Source organism: Pseudomonas nitroreducens TX1, assembly GCF_000313755.1.
Classification (GTDB): Bacteria; Pseudomonadota; Gammaproteobacteria; order Pseudomonadales; family Pseudomonadaceae; genus Pseudomonas; species Pseudomonas nitroreducens_A.
This window is the reverse complement of record NZ_AMZB01000107.1, coordinates 65,422-82,237: the sequence shown is the minus strand read 5'-3', so window position 1 is coordinate 82,237 and position 16,816 is coordinate 65,422. Positions and strand designations below refer to the sequence as shown.

Below are 16,816 nucleotides of genomic sequence, written 5' to 3'. Positions count from 1 at the left end.
GGGGCTTGCGGCCCCCGGTGCCCGCAGGCAAGCCCCCGGCGCTCAGGCGACGGGGGCATGCAGGCTTACTTCTTGACGTTCTGGCGGATGTTCCAGCCGTACTTGATCGGGCCGCCGTCCTTGCCGCCGTCGGCTTTCTGCGGCTGGTAGTCCACCGAGACCTGGCCGAAGTTCAGCGAGACGGTCTCGGTGATGCGGTCGTCGCCGCCCGAGCCACCGGTGTGCAGCGAGGTGACCAGCACTTCCTGCAGGGTGATGATCAGGTACTCGACCTGATTCTCGCCGCCCGCCTTGCGTACGGTCAGCACGGCCTTGTCGATGTGCTTGCCGCTGGAGCAGTGCATCATCAGGTTCGGGGTGGCCTTGTCGACGTACTTGGTCAGGGTCAGGTCCTGGATGGATACCTTGCCCGCGCCACCGCCACCGCCGACGTGCATGTTGCCGGATTGGGTCATGCCCCAGCTCCAGTTCAGTACGTCGATTTCGTCCTTGTGAGTCTTGTCCATCGACTCGCCCTTGATGTCGCCGATCTTGATGAAGATATCGACAGCCATGTTTTCTCCTGTGGTGCAGTGACCGAATGGAAGGTGTCAGGGACGGCGCCGTTCCGACGGCGCCGCTTTGCAGAACCCGCGTCGCGCCGATCAGGCGCCCTTGGCCGACGGCAGTTTGGAAACCAGCCGCAGCGACACTGTCAGCCCTTCGAGCTGATAGTGCGGACGCAGGAAGAACTTGGAGTTGTAGTAGCCGGGGTTGCCCTCGACTTCCTCGACCACCACTTCGGCGGCGGCCAGCGGGTGCTGGGCCTTGGTGGTCTCGGTGGAGTGCGCCGGGTCGCCATCGACGTAGTTGAGGATCCAGTCCTGCAACCAGCGCTGCATCTCGTCCTTCTCCTTGAAGGAGCCGATCTTGTCGCGAACGATGCACTTGAGGTAATGCGCGAAGCGGCAGGTGGCGAACAGGTAGGGCAGGCGCGCGGCCAGGTTGGCGTTGGCGGTGGCGTCCGGGTCGTCGTACTCGGCCGGCTTCTGCAGGGACTGCGCGCCGATGAAGGCGGCGAAGTCGGTGTTCTTCTTGTGCAGCAGCGGCATGAAGCCGTTCTTCGCCAGCTCCGCCTCGCGGCGGTCGGAAATGGCGATTTCGGTCGGGCACTTCATGTCCACGCCACCGTCGTCGGTGGGGAAGGTGTGCGCCGGCAGGTTCGGCACTTCGCCGCCCGATTCCACGCCGCGGATGCGCGAGCACCAGCCGTAGTGCTTGAACGAGCGGTTGATGTTCACCGCCATGGCGTAGGCGGCGTTGGCCCAAGTGTACTTGCTGCTGTCGGCGCCGTCGGTGTTTTCCTCGAAGGCGAAGGCTTCCACCGGGTCGGTCTTCGCGCCGTAGGGCAGGCGCGCCAGGAAGCGCGGCATGGTCAGGCCGATGTAGCGCGAATCCTCGGACTCGCGCAGCGAGCGCCAACCGGCGTATTCGGGGGTGGTGAAGATCTTGGTCAGGTCGCGCGGGTTCGACAGCTCCTGCCAGGAGCCCATGCCCAGCACGGTGGGCGAGGCGGCGGAGATGAACGGCGCGTGCATCGCCGCGCAGACCTTGGACAGTTCGCCGAGCAGCTCGACGTCCGGCGGCGACTGGTCGAAGTAGTAGTCGCCCACCAGGCAGCCGTAGGGCTCGCCGCCGAACTGGCCGTATTCTTCCTCGTACAGCTTCTTGAACACCGGGCTCTGGTCCCACGCGGTGCCCTTGAATTTCTTCAGGGTCTTGTGCAACTCGGGCTTGGCGATGTTGAGCACGCGGATCTTCAGCTGCTCGTCGCTCTCGGTGTTGTTCACCAGGTAATGCAGGCCGCGCCAGGCGCTTTCCACCTGCTGGAAGTCGGCGTGGTGGATGATCTGGTTGACCTGGGCGGTGAGCTTGGCATCGATGGCGGCGATGATCGACTCGATGGACTTGATCGCATCGTTGGAGATCAGGTCGGTCTGCGCCAGGGCCTGTTCGGCCAGGGTGCGCACGGCGGTTTCCACCGCTTCGCGGGCACGCTCGGTCTTGGGTTTGAACTCCTGCATCAGCAGGCTGGCGAATTCGCTGGTCTGCTCGCCGGCCGCCTGGATGGCCTGCTCTTCACGCATCATCTCGCTCATGGTGATCCTCCTCTGATCAGGCCTGGGGCTCGTTGTCCTGGGGTTTCGGCGCGCTGGCCAGGGCCTGCAGCAGGGCAGGGTCCTGGATGGCCTTCATGATGATTTCCTCGGCGCCGGTCTTGCCGTCCATGTAGGTCAGCAGGTTGGCCAGCTGGGTGCGTGCCTCCAGCAGTTGCTTGAGCGAGTCCACCTGGCGCGCCACGGCCGCCGGGCTGAAGTCGTCCATGCTCTGGAACGTGATATCGACGCTCAGGTTGCCTTCGCCGGTCAGCTCGTTGGGAACGTTGAACGCCACGCGCGGCTTCATGGCCTTGAGGCGCGAGTCGAAGTTGTCGACGTCGATCTCCAGGAACTTGCGCTCGGCCACCGGAGCCAGGGGCTCGGCCGGCTTGCCGGTGAGGTCGGCCATCACGCCCATGACGAAGGGCAGCTGGACCTTCTTCTCGGCGCCATAGAGCTCGACGTCGTATTCGATCTGTACCCGCGGGGCACGATTGCGTGCGATGAACTTCTGGGAACTGCTGTTGCTGGACATGGCTTCTCTCCTGGTCGCCTGACGCGACGCTGCGTGTCGGCCCGCGGGCCGTCATCGATTACGCGTGATCCCGTTTCCTGGCCGGTCAGGCCTGGTCCGCGTCGGGGCCGCGCAGGTTTTCGAACTGACTGATGCCGTCGGGAATCAGGTTGCGCACGATGCTGGCGAAGTCCGCATCGACCAGCGTCCGCGCCCGATTGAGCAGCACGGGCAGGGGGCTGGAGGGCTCGTGGCGGGCGTAGTACTCCAGCAGCCGGTCAAGGCTGCGACGCACATCGTCGCGGTTGCGGATTTCGCCGCTGGCGGGGGGCGCGCTGGGCGCGGCAGCCGCGGTGTCGGCATGGGGTTGCTGCGGCGCCGCCTCGTCGATGCCGTCAGCTGTGGGCTGAGTGCTGTCGCCGAGCACCTGCAGGGCCAGTTTCAGCGGCTGGCGCAGGGGCTGCAGGTCGACGCCGCGATCGGAACCGACCTGCTCGGCGACCTGGCGTTCGATGGCCTGGGCGGCCTCCAGCGCGCTCTGGATCGCCGAGCGCGTGGCTTCGAGTCCTGCCGGGTCGCTGTCGCGCAGGGCGCCATTGAGCTCATCGGCGCTCAGGGCTTCGTCGCTGGCCGGCAGCAGGCCGGCGGCATTGAGCGCGGCGCGCAGCGTCACCGTGCCGAACACGCGCGAGCGCAGCAGCACGGCATTGCGCAGCAAGGCGAGGTTGGTGTCGCAGGTCAGGCCGGCGAGGGTGTTGACCCGCACGGTGGGGTCGTTGTCATCGTCGGCGTCCAGGCGCGGATAGAGTTCGGCCCAGTAGCGCGAGAGCAGTTCGCTGACCAGCGTCAGGCGAGCCGCGAGGCCTTCGAGACCTTCCAGCGCCAGGCTGCTCTGCACGAGAAAATGGGTGATGCGCAGGTCCTTGCTGCGTTGCAGCAGGCTGCTGCTGGCCTGCTCGATGGCGCGCCAGTCCGGCGGCTCGGCGGCCTGAACCACGTCACCCATGCTGCGCTCGGGGCGCCCCTGGGCATCGCGTTCGAGTTGCAGGAATTCGCTGTCGTATTCCAGGTCAACGCCACAGGGCGCGTTCTCCGAAATCGAGGCGAGCAAAAGCGATCCATCCACAGTAGTCGATCTCCCTATCGGTGTGGATTTGGCCGACAAAGTCCCCAGAAGTTTCCATATTATTTCTGTGGGAAGTTGCCCTCAGTTAATATCACTGAGCCATCACATATTTGCGATGAAGTAGCCATTTTTGGTTTAGTAGTTGCTGTTGTCAAGGTAAGCTATTTACTCGTTACTGCAGTTGTGACCCGTACCAAAGAGTCGAGAAGTTCCTCGGCGATTCGTGTTTGCCGGCCACGGGAAGCAAGGATAAGATCGCGCGGTTTCCGCCGTCAGTCCTTCAGAATCAAGGGTTCGCGCTTGTAGGAAAAAAGTGTGGAACCCGCATGAGGGTTGGGTTGTCCCTGGATGGGACGACGGGAAGCGAAGCAGGCAGGGAGGCTACATGGCGCTGCGTTTGACCATCACCAGTTATCACAAGATCACCCCCGGCCAATGTCCCGAAATGACCTTGGATACCGGCGTGATGGCAATTGGCCGTAATTCCGATAACGACTGGGTATTGCCGGACCCTGCGCGCCTGGTTTCTTCGCGACATTGCCTCATTCAATATAAAGATGGGCGCTACTTCCTTACCGATAACAGCACGAACGGTGTCGAACTGGTCAATGCCGGAGTTCGCATGCGCCGTGGCAGCAGTGAACTTCTGGAAGATGGCGAAGTTATCCGTATCGGTGACTACGAGATCCAGGCGCGCATCGAGGCCGGCCTGACGCAAGGCGCTTCGCCCTTTGCCGCGGCGGACTCGGCGAACAGCTTCGAGGCGCTGATGGCCGCCCACCAGTCGACCCCCACACCGATCCCGGATACCCCTTTCAGCCCATCGGCATCGGCGCATCTGCAGGGCGTTTCCCCGCAGGAAACCCTGCCCGACCTGTTCGATTTTCTCGCCCCCTCGACGCCGAGCCCTGCGCCGGTATCCGACCATGTGCCGGCGGAGCGCCACGATTTCCGTCCGCCCGCGGCAACCCTGCCGCCGCCCCCGGCCATGCCCACGCCAGCGCCCGGCGTACCCCAACTGGCGGGCGCGGGTGGCGGCCTGATCCCCGAGGACTGGGACCTGCTGGGCGACACACCCGCAGCAGGCAATCCCTTTGCTACCTTCGAGCCGGCGTCACCATTGGGCGTGCCCATTCCTGAACCATTGCAATCCGCTGTCGTGCCGCCGGTCGAGCGACCTGCCGCGCCGGTTGCGCAGACCGAGCAAGCCCCCCTCGCGACAAGCTCCGCCCCGGCGGAAAACCACGACGAACTGCTGCAGGCCTTCCTGCGCGGCGCCGGCCTCGAGCGCCTGCGCCTGGACAAGCGGCAGGCCGCGGCGCAGATGGAAGCCATCGGGCGCAGCTACCGGCTGATGGTGGAGGGGCTGATCGACGTATTGCGTGCGCGCAGCAGCCTGAAGGGCGAGTTCCGCATGCAGCAGACCCTGGTGCGCCCGATTGAGAACAACCCGCTGAAGTTCGCGCCCAATGCCGACGAGGCGCTGCTCCTGCTGCTGCGCGGCGGCAGCCCGGCGTTCATGCCGGCCGACCAGGCGGTTCGCGATGGTTTCGACGATCTGCGTGCGCACCAACTGGCAGTGATGGCCGGGGTCGAGGCTGCGATCAAGCACCTGCTGGCCCGCTTCGAACCTCGCGCCCTGGAGGCGCGAATGGGCAAGGGCGGCGGGCTGTCGAGCCTGTTGCCGGGCGCCCGCCAGGCGCAGAGCTGGCAGCAGTTCGTCGAGTTGTACGCGACCCTGTCACGGGAAGCCGAAGACGATTTCCAGGATCTGTTCGGCCGTGAATTCGGCCGCGCCTACGAGCAACACATCGCCCGCCTGCGCCACCCCTAGGCCGGTCGATCAGGGAAGAAACAAGCGCGTTACCGAGGAACAAGGATGATTCGAAAGGTTTTACTGGCAGCGGGCCTGGCCCTGCTGTGCAGTGGCTGTTCCAGCGATACGCCCAGCGTGTCGCCGGCGCCCGAGGAGGGCACCCGCCTGACACTGCTGGTGCAGGCCGACAGCCGCCTCAACCCAACCCCTGACGGCCAGAGTGCCCCGGTGCGTGTGCGCCTGCTGGAGCTGCGCAGTGCCGCGCACTTCGAACGCGCCGACTATTTCAGCCTCGCCGAACAGGCCGCCAGCGTCCTGGGCGCTGATCTCGTTGCCCAGGACGACTGGCTGCTGCAGCCGGGCGAACAGCGCGAGCTGACCCGCCGCCTGGAACCCGCCACCCGCCAGGTGGCGCTGATGGTCGGTTACCGCGACCTCGACCGCGCGCAATGGCGCAGCGTGCTCCAGCCCCTTGCCGGGCAAGCGAGCCGCTACCGCGTCGAGCTGGGCGCCAACGCCGTTCGTGTGGTGGCCCTCGAACAACCTTCCCGTCCCGACACTCGCTAAACGGAGCCCCTATGTCCTGGAACAACCGCGTGATCTGGTCGGAAGGCATGTTCATCGGCACCCAGCATTTCCAGCAGCACGACCGCTACCTGGAAAGCCTCATCGACGCCCGCAGCCGGCCGTTGTCCGCCGCCGGCTGGGGCTTTTCGGAGCTCCAGCTCGACGCCGGCCTGCTGGCCCAGGGCAAGCTGGCCATCGTCACGGCCCGCGGCCTGCTGCCTGACGGCACGCCGTTCAACATTCCCCAGGAAGACGTCGCTCCCGAACCGCTGGACATCGAGGACGGCCTGCGCGACGGGGTGATCTACCTCACCCTGCCGCTGCGCCGCTCCGGCGTGCGCGACACGGTGGAGGCGGGCGAGCCCGCCGGTGGTGCGCGCTACCGCAGCCAGGTGCGCGAGGTGCGCGACGACAACGCCGCCTTCGAGAGCCGCATTCCGGTCGCGGTGGGCGAGCGCGCGCTGCGCCTGCTCACCACCGCGGACGGCCTGCACGACTACGCCGCGCTGGGTGTGGCACGGGTTCAGGAGAAACGCGCCGATCGTTCCCTGGTGCTGGACGAGCAGTACATACCGCCGCTGCTGGACGTCAGCGTGAGCAAGCCGCTGGCTGCTTTTCGCAGCGAGCTGCTGGGCCTGCTCCATCAGCGCGGTGAAGCGCTGGCCGGCCGGGTGGTTGCCTCCAGCGCCGGTGGCGCTTCGGAAATCGCCGACTTCATGTTGCTGCAACTGGTCAACCGCGCCGAACCGCTGGTGGCGCACCTGGCGCGCATCACGCCGCTGCATCCGGAGCGCCTGTTCAGCGAACTGCTGGCCCTGGCCGGCGAGTTCGCCACTTTTTCCAGCGCCGAGCGCCGCCCGGCGCAGTTCCCGGTGTACCAGCACGACGACCTGGTGATGAGCTTCACCCCGGTCATGCAGGCCCTGCGCGAGGCGCTGTCGATGCTCATCGACAGCAAGGCGGTGCCTATCCCGCTGGTCGAAAAGGCCTACGGCATCCACGTCGGCCTGCTCGCCGACCGCAGCCTGCTGGACACGGCGAGTTTCGTCCTCGTGGTGCGCGCCGACATGCCCGCGGAAACCCTGCGCGGCCGGTTCGGCCAGCAGAGCAAGATCGGCTCGGTGGAGCACATCCGCGACCTGGTCAACCTGCAGCTCCCCGGCATCGGCCTGCTGCCGTTGCCGGTAGCCCCGCGGCAGATCCCCTTCCACGCCGGCTCCACCTACTACGAGCTCGACCGTGGCAGCGAGCACTGGAAGCAACTGGCGCAATCCGGTGGCTTCGCCTTCCATGTCGCCGGTGACTTCCCCGGCCTGAACCTGGCCTTCTGGGCGATCCGGGGATAAGCGATGAGCGTCAACAACGACGATTGGCCGAGCAGCAACGCCAGCCCCAATCCGCTGGGCAACGACCGCACCCAGTTCATGCCGCGACCCGGCGGCCGCGCGCCGCAGCCCGCCGCACCATCACCTGCCGCGCCGCTGCCGGTAGCGGCTGCGCCCTTGCCGGCGGGGCAGGCCCAGGGCATGAACCCGCTGGAACAGGCCGCCGGGTCGCTGCTCAGCCTGCTGACCCGCCTGCGCAGCACCCTGGCGCACCCGGCGCCGGCCAGCCTGCGCGCGCAACTGCTCGGCTACCTGCGCCAGTTCGAACAGCGCGCCGAGGCCGCCGGCGTCGCCCGCAACGAAGTGTTGCTGGCTCGTTACGCGCTGTGCACCGCGCTGGACGAGGCGGTGCTCAGCACGCCCTGGGGCAGCGCGAGCGAGTGGGGCAAGCAGAGCCTGCTGATCACCGTGCACAACGAGGCCTGGGGCGGCGAAAAGGTGTTCCAGCTGCTGGAGCATTGCCTGCAGAGCCCGCGCGAGCGCATCGATCTGCTGGAGCTCCTGTACCTCTGCATGAGCCTGGGCTTCGAAGGCCGCTACCGGGTGATGCACGACGGCCGCAGCCAGCTCGAAGCGCTGCGCGAGCGCACCGCGGCGACCCTGCGGAGCGTGCGCGGCGAGCGTGAGCGCGAGTTGTCGCCGCACTGGCACGGCGTGCAGGTCATGCCCGATCGCCTGTCGCGCCTGGTGCCGCCGTGGGTCGGCCTGGCCGTGGCGCTGGCGTTGCTGTTGCTGCTGCTGTTCGGCCTTCGCCTTAAGCTCGCCGCCGACGCCGAGCCGGTGTTCCGGCAGATCCACGCACTGGGTGAAGTACCGGTGCAGAGCATCGAACCCGCGGTAGTCAAGCCGCGCGTGGTGGAGCGTCCGCGCCTGGCGACCTTCCTGGCCGAGGATATCCGTGCCAACCGCGTGGCCGTGCAGGACGGTGTCGATCGCTCGGTGGTGACCATCCGCGGCGACGAACTGTTCGCCTCCGGCAGCGCCAGCATCAAGGACGATTTCCAGCCGCTGATGGGGCGCATCGCCGACGCCATCGGCAGGATCAACGGCCAGGTGCGCATTACCGGCCATAGCGACAACCGTCCCATCGCCACCCTGCGCTTCCCGTCGAACTGGGCACTCTCGCGGGCGCGTGCCGAGGAGGTGCTGCAGATCCTCGCGGCGCGCACCGGCCAGCCGCAACGCTTCAGCGCCGAGGGCCTGAGCGACACCGAGCCGGTGGCCTCCAATGCCACCGCCGAGGGACGGGCGAAGAACCGTCGGGTTGAAATCACGGTACTGGCGGAGGGCGTGGAGTGAAGTCGTTGTTCGGATTCGTCACCCGCTGGGTGATTCCCGTGCTCGGGCTGGTCGCCCTGAGCCTGATCATCTGGTTCATCGGCCCGCTGCTGACCGCCCTGGTGCCGGCCTGGCGCCGCTGGACGCTGATCGTCCTGCTGTTCGGCCTGTGGCTCGGCTGGCGCCTCTGGCGCCTGTTGCAGGCGCGCCGGCAGGAGCGACGCATGCTCGCCAGCCTGGCGGCCGAGACCTCGCCGGATGCGGCCAGCGTGGCCACCGCCGAGGAGCTGGCGACCTTGCGCCAGCGCATGGATGAGGCCCTGGCGCTGCTGAAAAAGGCGCGCCTGGGCGGCGCGGAGCGGCGCAACCTGTACCAGCTGCCGTGGTACGTGATCATCGGTCCGCCGGGCTCGGGCAAGACCACCGCGCTGGTCAATTCCGGCCTGAACTTCCCGCTCGCTGCGCAACTGGGCGCCGGCGCCATTCGCGGCGTGGGCGGCACCCGCCAGTGCGACTGGTGGTTCACCGATGAGGCCGTGCTGCTCGATACCGCCGGCCGCTACACCACCCAGGACAGTCATGCCCAGGTCGACAAGGCTGCCTGGCTTGGCTTCCTCGACCTGCTCAAGACCGAGCGCCCACGCCGACCCATCGATGGCGCGTTCATCGCCATCAGCCTGGCGGACCTGCTGCAGGCCAGCGAGCAGGAGCGCGCGGCCCACGTGGTGGCGATCCGCGCGCGGGTGCAGGAGCTGTATACCCAGCTGGGCGTGCGTTTCCCGGTCTACGTGATGCTGACCAAGTGTGACCTGGTGCCCGGATTCATGGAGTTCTTCGACGACCTGGATCGAGAGGCGCGCGCCCAGGTGTGGGGCTTCACCTTCGCCCTGGACGACGGCCAGCAGGCCGGCGGCCCGCTGCAGGCCTTCGGCAGCGAGTTCGCCGCGCTCGAGCAGCGCCTCAACCAGCGCCTGGTCGAGCGCCTGCAGCAGGAGCGCGACCCCGCACGGCGCGACCTGATCTACGGCTTCCCGCAGCAGTTCGCCGCGCTCAAGGCGATGCTCGAGGAGTTTCTCGGCGGGGTGTTCAAGCCCAATGCCTTTGAAGAGCGCGCGCTGTTGCGCGGCCTGTACTTCACCAGCGGCACCCAGGAAGGCAGCCCCATCGACCGCCTGATCGGCGCCATGGCCCAGAGCATGAATCTGGACCGGCAACACCTGGCACGGCAGAACGGCAGTGGGCGCAGCTATTTCCTCCATCGCCTGTTCACTGACGTCGCCTTCGCCGAGCGCGGCCTGGTTGGCGTCGACCCGAAGGTCGAGCGGCGGCGCAAATGGATGGCCATCGGCGCGCTGGCCGCCAGCGTGGCGCTGGTACTGGTGGTGGGCACGCTGTGGCTGCTCAGCTTCCGCGCCAACCAGGCCTACATCGCCCAGGTCGGACAGAAGACCGCGCCGCTGGAGCAGAGCGTACGCAACCTGAGCCCGGCCCAGCGAGACGTGCTGGCGGTACTGCCGCTGCTCGACGCGGTGCGCCATCTGGCCGGCGACCCGCCGGGCATGGCCGAAGGCCTGGGCCTGTACCAGGGCGACATGCTCGACGAGGAGGCCGGCAACGTGTACCGCCGCCTGCTGGTGGCGACCTTCGCCCCGCGCCTGGTCAGCCGCGTCGAGGAGCAACTGCGCAGCGGGGGCGGCTCGGACTACCTCTACGAAGGACTCAAGGCCTACCTGATGCTCGGCGACGGTTCGCACTACGACCCGGACTTCCTCAAGGCCTGGATCAGCCTGGACTGGGACCAGAGCCTGCCGCGCGACCTGCCGGTGGAGCAGCGCCAGGCGCTTAACACGCACCTGCAGGCCCTGTTCGAACGGCGCCCGCCGGATGCACGCCTGGACCAGCGCCTGATCGACGAGCTGCGCCAGCAACTGCAACGCCTGCCGGTGGCGCAGCGCGTGTATGACCGGGTCAAACGCCAGAAGCTGCCGGAGGGGGTTCAGGATTTCCGCCTCAGCGATGCCGCCGGCCGTGACGCCGCGCTGGTATTCGTGCGCAAGAGCGGCAAGCCGCTGGCTGAACCGCTGAGCGGCTTCTTCACCCTGCGCGGCTACCGCGAGGCCTTCCTGTTGGCCAGCGTCAACCAGGCCGGCGTGCTGGCCGAGGAACAGTGGGTGCTGGGCCATTCGCTGAACGACGCCGAGGATGCGCTGACCCTGGCCGCCGAAGTGCGCCAGCTGTATTTCCAGGACTACGTGCGGCAATGGGATGCGCTGCTGGCGGACATCGACTTCGTGCCCATCACCAGCGTGGCGCAGGCCGCCGACGTGCTGCGGGTGATCTCCGGGCCGACTTCGCCATTGAAGAAGCTGTTGCTGGCGGTGGCCCACGAAACCGACCTGCAGCAGGCTGACCCGGCCGTCGCGGCGCAGGTGAAGAAGGCCGACGCTGGCGTCGACCAGCTCAAGCAGAAACTCGGCTCGCTACTGGGCCAGGCGCCTGAGGGCGCGGGTCCCGCAGCGCAGCCCGCGGGCCAGGACCCGGTCAGCGCACACTTCGCCGACCTCACCGCGCTGGTCAGCCAGGAGGGTGGCTCGTCCATGGCGATCGATGCGCTGCTGGCGGACATGAACGCGCTCTACGTGCAGGTCAGCGCCATGGTCGGCGCCAGTGGCGACGCGCTGCTGGGCGAGGCGAAGAACCAGGCCAGCGCCGCCGCCGCGCGCGTCAGCCTGGCCGCCGAGCGCCAGCCGCCGGTGGTGCAGGGGCTGGTCAAGTCGGTGGTCAGCTCGACCACCAACACCATGATGGGCGGGGTGCGCAACCAGCTGAACGCTGCCTGGACCAGCGAGGTGGTGAACGTCTGGCGGCAGTCCCTCAGCGGCCGCTATCCCCTGGTGCCGGGCAGTTCCCGCGACGCCACCCTCGACGATTTCGGCCAGTTCTTCGGCGTCGGCGGGGTGATGGACAACTACTTCCGTCGCTACCTGCAACCCTACGTCGATACCTCCAGCCCCACCTGGCGCTGGCAGCCGGGCGCGGCGCAGAAGCTGGGTATCGCGCCGGGCGTGCTGCAGACGTTCCAGCGCGCGGCACTGATCCGCGACGTGTATTTCCGTGGCGGCGGCCTGCAACCCAGCGTGCGCTTCGAACTCAAGCCGGTGACCATGGACGCTTCGGTCAGCCAGTTCCTGCTCGACCTGGACGGCCAGCAGCTGAGCTACGACCACGGTCCCAGTCGCCCGGTGGCCATGCAGTGGCCCAACCCCAACAGCATCGGCGCCGTGCGCCTGTCGGTGTCGCCGCCGTCGACGGGCGGACGCTCGGCGCTGACCGTCGAAGGCCCGTGGGCCTGGTTCCGCCTGCTCGACCAGTCCGAGCTGGTGGGCGGCGGCTCGCCGGATCGCTTCAACCTGCGCCTGCGCGTGGACAGCGCGAGCATCGCCTACGAGCTGCGCGCCAACAGCGCCTTCAACCCCTTCAAGAGCCGCGCGGTAGCCGGCTTCAGCCTGCCGGAGCGGCTATGACGGCAGTGGGTTTCTACGGCAAGATCGCCAGCCGCGGCGACTTCGTGGGGCGCGGGTTGCCCGCCAGCTTCCAGCAACCCTGGGACGCCTGGCTCGCCGCCGGTCTGCAGGCAGGCCAGCGGCAACTGGGCGAGGCCTGGTTGCAGGCATACCTGGTCAGCCCGTTGTGGCGCTTCGTCCTGGCGCCGGGCGTCTGTGGCGGCGCTCCGGCGGCGGGGGTGCTGATGCCCAGCATCGACCGCGTCGGGCGCTACTTCCCCCTGACTGTCGCCATCGTGCTGCCTGCGCACCAGTCGCTGTCGGCGACCCAGGCCGCCGACGGCTGGTTCGATGCCGTCGAGACGGCGCTGTTGGCCACGCTGGAGGAGGGCGCGCGTTTCGAGGATTTCGAAGCCGCAGTGCAGGCATTGCCGGACCTGCCGCAACAGCCTGCCGCCGCTTGCGGATCGCTGTCGGCCGCGCAGCGCATGGCGGCGCTGGATGCACCGGCACGCCTGGCGGCCTTGGCCGAGCGCGCCTGCGACGGTGCCAGCCTGTGGTGGGGCAACGGCTCGGAGCAGGTCGCGCCGGGTCTGCTGCGCTGCGACGGGCTGCCGGCCGCCGAGCGCTTCGCGGCGCTCCTGCTGGGCCGGGAGGCGTCGTGCTGATGGCAATGCTCGACTACCGTTCGGCGGCGCACAGCCATGTCGGCCTGGTCCGCCAGATCAACGAGGACGCCTACCTGGATCGCCCCGAGGACGGGCTCTGGGTAGTTGCCGACGGCATGGGCGGGCACGCGGCGGGCGACTACGTCAGCAGCCTGATCGTCGACTCGCTGCGGCGCATCGCGCCGGCCGGGTCGCTGCAGGACTACGAGGCGGCGCTGCGCCAGGGCCTGGCCCAGGTGAACGACGCGGTGCGCGAAGAAACCCGCCAGCGCGGTGTGAGCATGATGGGCAGCACCGTCGTGCTGCTGGCCGTGCGCGCGGACCGTGGCCTGTGCCTGTGGGCTGGCGACAGCCGCCTGTATCGTCTGCGCGACGGCGAGCTGAGCCCGATATCCCGCGACCACAGCTACGTGCAGGAACTGCAGGACAGCGGCCTGCTCAGCGAGGCCGAGGCGCGGGTGCACCCGCGAGCGAACATCGTCACCCGCGCTATCGGCGTGCAGGACCCGCTCGAACTGTCCGCGCTGGAAGTGCAGATCCTCCCCGGCGACACCTGGCTGCTGTGCAGCGACGGGCTCACCCGTACCGCCGAGGACCATGAGATCCGTGAAGTGCTCGGACACGCCGACCCCTACCAGGTGGTGCGCAGCCTGGTGCACCTGGGCCTGACCCGCGGCGCCCCGGACAACATCACCGCCATCGTCATCAAGGCAAGCGAACCCCTGGCATGAACCTGAAGATCCCCGGTTTCGACATCGACAGCGTGATCGGCGAAGGCGCCATGGCCACCGTCTACCTGGCCGTGCAGCGCTCGCTGGAGCGCAAGGTGGCGCTGAAGATCATGGCGCCCGCGCTGGCCGCCGACGCCTCCTTCTGCGAGCGCTTCCTGCGCGAAGGCAAGACCCTGGCGCGCCTGTCGCACCCGCACATCGTCACCGTGCACGACATCGGCAACGCCGGCGAGCACTACTACATGGCCATGGAATACCTGCCCAACGGCACCCTGCGCGAACGCATCGCCGCAGGGCTCAGCCCCGAGCAGGGCCTGGCCTATGTCCGGCAGATCGCCTCGGCGCTGGGCTACGCCCACGCCCAGGGCCTGATCCACCGAGACGTGAAGCCGGCGAACATCCTGTTCCGCGCGGACGGCACCGCCGTGCTCTCGGACTTCGGCATCGCCAAATCGCTGGATGACCGCACCCAGTTCACCCAGGCCGGTTTCGCCGTCGGCACGCCCAACTACATGAGCACCGAGCAGGCGCGCGGCCTGGACATCGACGGACGCGCCGACCTGTATTCGCTGGGCGTGGTGCTCTACGAAATCCTCGTGGGCGAGCTGCCCTACCTGGGCACCGATGCCCTGTCCACCGCCCTGGCGCACCTGACCCAGCCGCTGCCGGAGCTGCCGTTGCACCACGGCCGTTACCAGCACCTGCTGCAGCGCCTGCTGGCCAAGGAGCCGAGCGAACGCTTCGCCAGCGCCGGCGAGCTGCTTGCCGCTCTCGATGCGCTGCCGGCGTCCGACCTGGACGCTACCGTGGTGCGCCCACTGCCAGTGGTCCCCATGATGGTCGCGGACCCGGTGCCGCTGGCCAAGCCGACGCCGACCGAGCTGGGTGGCCTGCAGGCGGTGTCGATCGAGATTCCCCAGTCCGCACCGGCGGCAAAAACTCCAGTTGTGCCGCCGCCGGCTGCCGTTGCGCGCTCGCCGCAGCAATCGTCCGCGCAAGCGTCATCGGGCCAACGCAAGGGCCCGGTACTGGCGCTGCTCGCCGTGGCCGTGGCGGCGGCACTGGGTGTCGGTGGCGCCGGCTACTGGTGGCTCGGCCGCACGGCCAAGGCGCCAGTGGCTATCGACCAGCAGAACGCCAGGGACAAGGCGCCGGGCCAGACGCTCGCCAGTGCCACGCCGCAGACGTCCGGCCTGCCAAGCCATGCCCGGGCGGCCGACGAGTCGCTGGCCGGCGAGCACCCGCTGCTGATCCCCGGCAAGAAGACGCTGTACCAGCGCGTGCTGGCCAAGCCTGGCGCGCAGCTGCACAGCGAGCCGGGGCAGGGCGCCAGCCAGCCGTTGCCGGCGTTCTCCGTGCTGTACGTGTATGCCCGGCGCAACGTCGCCGGCCAGGACTGGCTGCAGGTCAGCGCCGCCAGCGATGGCCGCGCGCTGGGCTGGCTGCCGGCGAGCGAAGGGGCCGACTGGAAGCAGAGCCTGGTGCTCAAGTTCACCGAACGCTCCGGCCGGGCGCCGGTGATGTTCCTGCGCCAGGACAGCCTGCTGGAGCAACTGATCGCCGACCCCAACGCGGCCCGCAGCCTGCTGCGCAAGGCCCAGGCCGACGCCAGCGACAACAGCCAGGTACTGGCGCTGGAGCCGGCCACCCGCGCGGTGGCGCAGGACCGCTTCTACCTGCTGCCGATCTTCGAGTCGCGCGAGAGCATGGATGAGAACGGGCAGATCGTGCAGATGCTCAAGGTCGCCTCCATCGACCCCGGCAGCCAGGCGGCCAGCACACTGGAGGGCAAGCCGCTGAAGGCTGCCGCCGCCGACGCGTTCCGCACCGGCATCGTGCTGGTGGTGGACACCTCGGTGTCGATGCAGCCCTATATCGATCAGATCCGCGAGGTGGTGCGCAGCCTGCAGGGCAAGCTCGCCGAGCGCGGCGAACTCGACAGCGTGAGCTTCGGCCTGGTGGGCTTCCGCAACAACACGCAGAAGACGCCGGGCCTGGAGTACCTGAGCAAGACCCTGATCCCGCTGGAGGAAGGCCGCGATCCCGCGCGCTTCCTGCAACTGGCCGGGCAGATCAAGGCCACCACGGTGTCCAGCCACTCGTTCAACGAAGACGCCTTCGCCGGCATCATGCAGGCGGTGGACGGCATGGACTGGAGTGGCTACGGCGGCCGGGTGGTGCTGGTGGTCAGCGACGCCGGCGCGCTGCGCAAGAGCGACCCCTACAGTTCGACGCGCATGAACGAGGCCGAAGTCCGCCAGGCCGCGCTGAACAAGCAGATCCACCTGTATGCCCTGCACCTGCTGACGCCGGCCGGGGCGAACAACCATGCGGCGGCCGAGCAGCAGTACCGCACGCTGACCGCCGACGCCAACCCGCGCATCGGCGACCTCTACGTGCCGGTGCCGGGCGGCGATGTGCAGCGCTTCGGCCAGCGCCTGGACGAAATCGGCAGCGTGTTCGCCGACCTCGTCCACCAGGTGCGAGGGAACACTCCCGGCGCTGCGCCGCAACTGGACGGCGCGCCGAGTCTTGCGCAGAAGTCGGCGGCCATCGGCTACGCCATGCACATGGACTTCCTCGGCCGCAAGACCCAGGCACAGAGCCCGCAGCTGGTCAGCGCCTGGACCGCCGACCGCGACCTGAGCAACCCGGCGCTGCCGGCCTTCCAGGTGTGCGCGCTGCTGACCCGCCTGCAACTCAACGAGCTGCAGCAGTCGCTCAAGCTGATCGTCGATGCGGCGCGCAAGACGCAGACCTCGCCCAAGGATTTCTTCCAGGAGATCGCCAGCGCCAGTGCCTACATGAGCCGCGACCCGTCGGCGTTGCGCCAGGGCGGCAACCTGGCCAAGGGCGGCCTGCTGGGCGAATACCTCGATGGCCTGCCGTACCGCAGCAAGGTCCTGGGCATGACCCAGGACCTCTGGCTGTCGCTGTCGGTGGCCGAGCAGCAGGACTTCATCGACGAACTGGAGTCGAAGATCCGCCTCTACGAAACCTTCCACAACGACACGGCCAACTGGGTCCGCTTCGGCGCCGCCGAACCGGGCGACGCCTTGTACCGTGTACCGCTGGCGACGCTGCCATGAG

General features: G+C 68.2%; 12 protein-coding genes. 8 read left to right on the top strand and 4 right to left on the bottom strand.

Annotated elements, in window-relative coordinates; translation table 11 throughout:
• Positions 1 to 65: 65 nt before the first annotated feature.
• From C167_RS0112890 to tssA, 4 genes are all read right to left on the bottom strand, one after another.
• Positions 66 to 554 (bottom strand): Hcp family type VI secretion system effector, encoded by a 489-nt coding sequence (locus tag C167_RS0112890; RefSeq protein WP_017518698.1) that lies wholly within the window; start codon positions 552 to 554, stop codon positions 66 to 68.
• A 90-nt stretch (positions 555 to 644) separates the two neighbouring features.
• Entirely contained in the window at positions 645 to 2,138 is a 1,494-nt protein-coding gene (tssC, locus tag C167_RS0112885) for a type VI secretion system contractile sheath large subunit (protein WP_017518697.1), read from the bottom strand.
• Between the two features lie 16 nt (positions 2,139 to 2,154).
• Entirely contained in the window at positions 2,155 to 2,673 is a 519-nt protein-coding gene (gene tssB, locus C167_RS0112880; protein ID WP_017518696.1) for a type VI secretion system contractile sheath small subunit, read from the bottom strand.
• Positions 2,674 to 2,758: 85 nt separating this feature from the next.
• A complete protein-coding gene (tssA, locus tag C167_RS0112875; RefSeq protein ID WP_026079002.1) occupies positions 2,759 to 3,778 on the bottom strand; it encodes a type VI secretion system protein TssA in 1,020 nt (339 codons plus the stop codon).
• Between the two features lie 385 nt (positions 3,779 to 4,163).
• Here tssA and tagH point away from each other — a divergent pair, with 385 nt between their 5' ends.
• Genes tagH through C167_RS0112835 form a run of 8 tightly spaced genes read left to right on the top strand, consistent with a single transcriptional unit; the run spans position 4,164 to position 16,815 of the window.
• Entirely contained in the window at positions 4,164 to 5,612 is a 1,449-nt protein-coding gene (tagH, locus tag C167_RS0112870) for a type VI secretion system-associated FHA domain protein TagH (protein WP_017518694.1), read from the top strand.
• Between the two features lie 45 nt (positions 5,613 to 5,657).
• Positions 5,658 to 6,161: a type VI secretion system lipoprotein TssJ gene (tssJ, locus tag C167_RS0112865; RefSeq protein ID WP_017518693.1), complete on the top strand. Its 504-nt coding sequence runs from the start codon at positions 5,658 to 5,660 to the stop codon at positions 6,159 to 6,161.
• A gap of 11 nt (positions 6,162 to 6,172) precedes the next feature.
• Entirely contained in the window at positions 6,173 to 7,507 is a 1,335-nt protein-coding gene (gene tssK / locus C167_RS0112860; RefSeq protein ID WP_017518692.1) for a type VI secretion system baseplate subunit TssK, read from the top strand.
• Between the two features lie 3 nt (positions 7,508 to 7,510).
• Entirely contained in the window at positions 7,511 to 8,845 is a 1,335-nt protein-coding gene (locus C167_RS0112855) for a DotU family type VI secretion system protein (protein WP_017518691.1), read from the top strand.
• A complete protein-coding gene (gene tssM, locus C167_RS0112850; RefSeq protein WP_017518690.1) occupies positions 8,842 to 12,348 on the top strand; it encodes a type VI secretion system membrane subunit TssM in 3,507 nt (1,168 codons plus the stop codon). The genes C167_RS0112855 and tssM overlap by 4 nt, the downstream gene beginning before the upstream one ends.
• Complete coding sequence (gene tagF, locus C167_RS0112845) at positions 12,345 to 12,995, top strand: type VI secretion system-associated protein TagF (RefSeq protein WP_017518689.1); 651 nt, start codon at positions 12,345 to 12,347, stop codon at positions 12,993 to 12,995. Before tssM ends, tagF begins: the two co-directional genes overlap by 4 nt.
• Complete coding sequence (locus tag C167_RS0112840) at positions 12,995 to 13,726, top strand: PP2C family protein-serine/threonine phosphatase (RefSeq protein ID WP_026079000.1); 732 nt, start codon at positions 12,995 to 12,997, stop codon at positions 13,724 to 13,726. Before tagF ends, C167_RS0112840 begins: the two co-directional genes overlap by 1 nt.
• A complete protein-coding gene (locus C167_RS0112835) occupies positions 13,723 to 16,815 on the top strand; it encodes a serine/threonine-protein kinase (RefSeq protein WP_017518687.1) in 3,093 nt (1,030 codons plus the stop codon). The genes C167_RS0112840 and C167_RS0112835 overlap by 4 nt, the downstream gene beginning before the upstream one ends.
• The last annotated feature ends 1 nt before the right edge of the window (position 16,816 follow it).

Bases quoted from the DNA above. Each gene is read 5' to 3' on its own strand.
- C167_RS0112855 (WP_017518691.1), top strand. From the start codon at position 7,511: ATGAGCGTCAACAACGACGATTGGCCGAGCAGCAACGCCAGCCCCAAT.
- tssJ (WP_017518693.1), top strand. From the start codon at position 5,658: ATGATTCGAAAGGTTTTACTGGCAGCGGGCCTGGCCCTGCTGTGCAGT.
- C167_RS0112890 (WP_017518698.1), bottom strand. From the start codon at position 554: ATGGCTGTCGATATCTTCATCAAGATCGGCGACATCAAGGGCGAGTCG.
- tssK (WP_017518692.1), top strand. From the start codon at position 6,173: ATGTCCTGGAACAACCGCGTGATCTGGTCGGAAGGCATGTTCATCGGC.
- tagH (WP_017518694.1), top strand. From the start codon at position 4,164: ATGGCGCTGCGTTTGACCATCACCAGTTATCACAAGATCACCCCCGGC.
- tssC (WP_017518697.1), bottom strand. From the start codon at position 2,138: ATGAGCGAGATGATGCGTGAAGAGCAGGCCATCCAGGCGGCCGGCGAG.
- tagF (WP_017518689.1), top strand. From the start codon at position 12,345: ATGACGGCAGTGGGTTTCTACGGCAAGATCGCCAGCCGCGGCGACTTC.
- C167_RS0112840 (WP_026079000.1), top strand. From the start codon at position 12,995: ATGGCAATGCTCGACTACCGTTCGGCGGCGCACAGCCATGTCGGCCTG.
- C167_RS0112835 (WP_017518687.1), top strand. From the start codon at position 13,723: ATGAACCTGAAGATCCCCGGTTTCGACATCGACAGCGTGATCGGCGAA.
- tssB (WP_017518696.1), bottom strand. From the start codon at position 2,673: ATGTCCAGCAACAGCAGTTCCCAGAAGTTCATCGCACGCAATCGTGCC.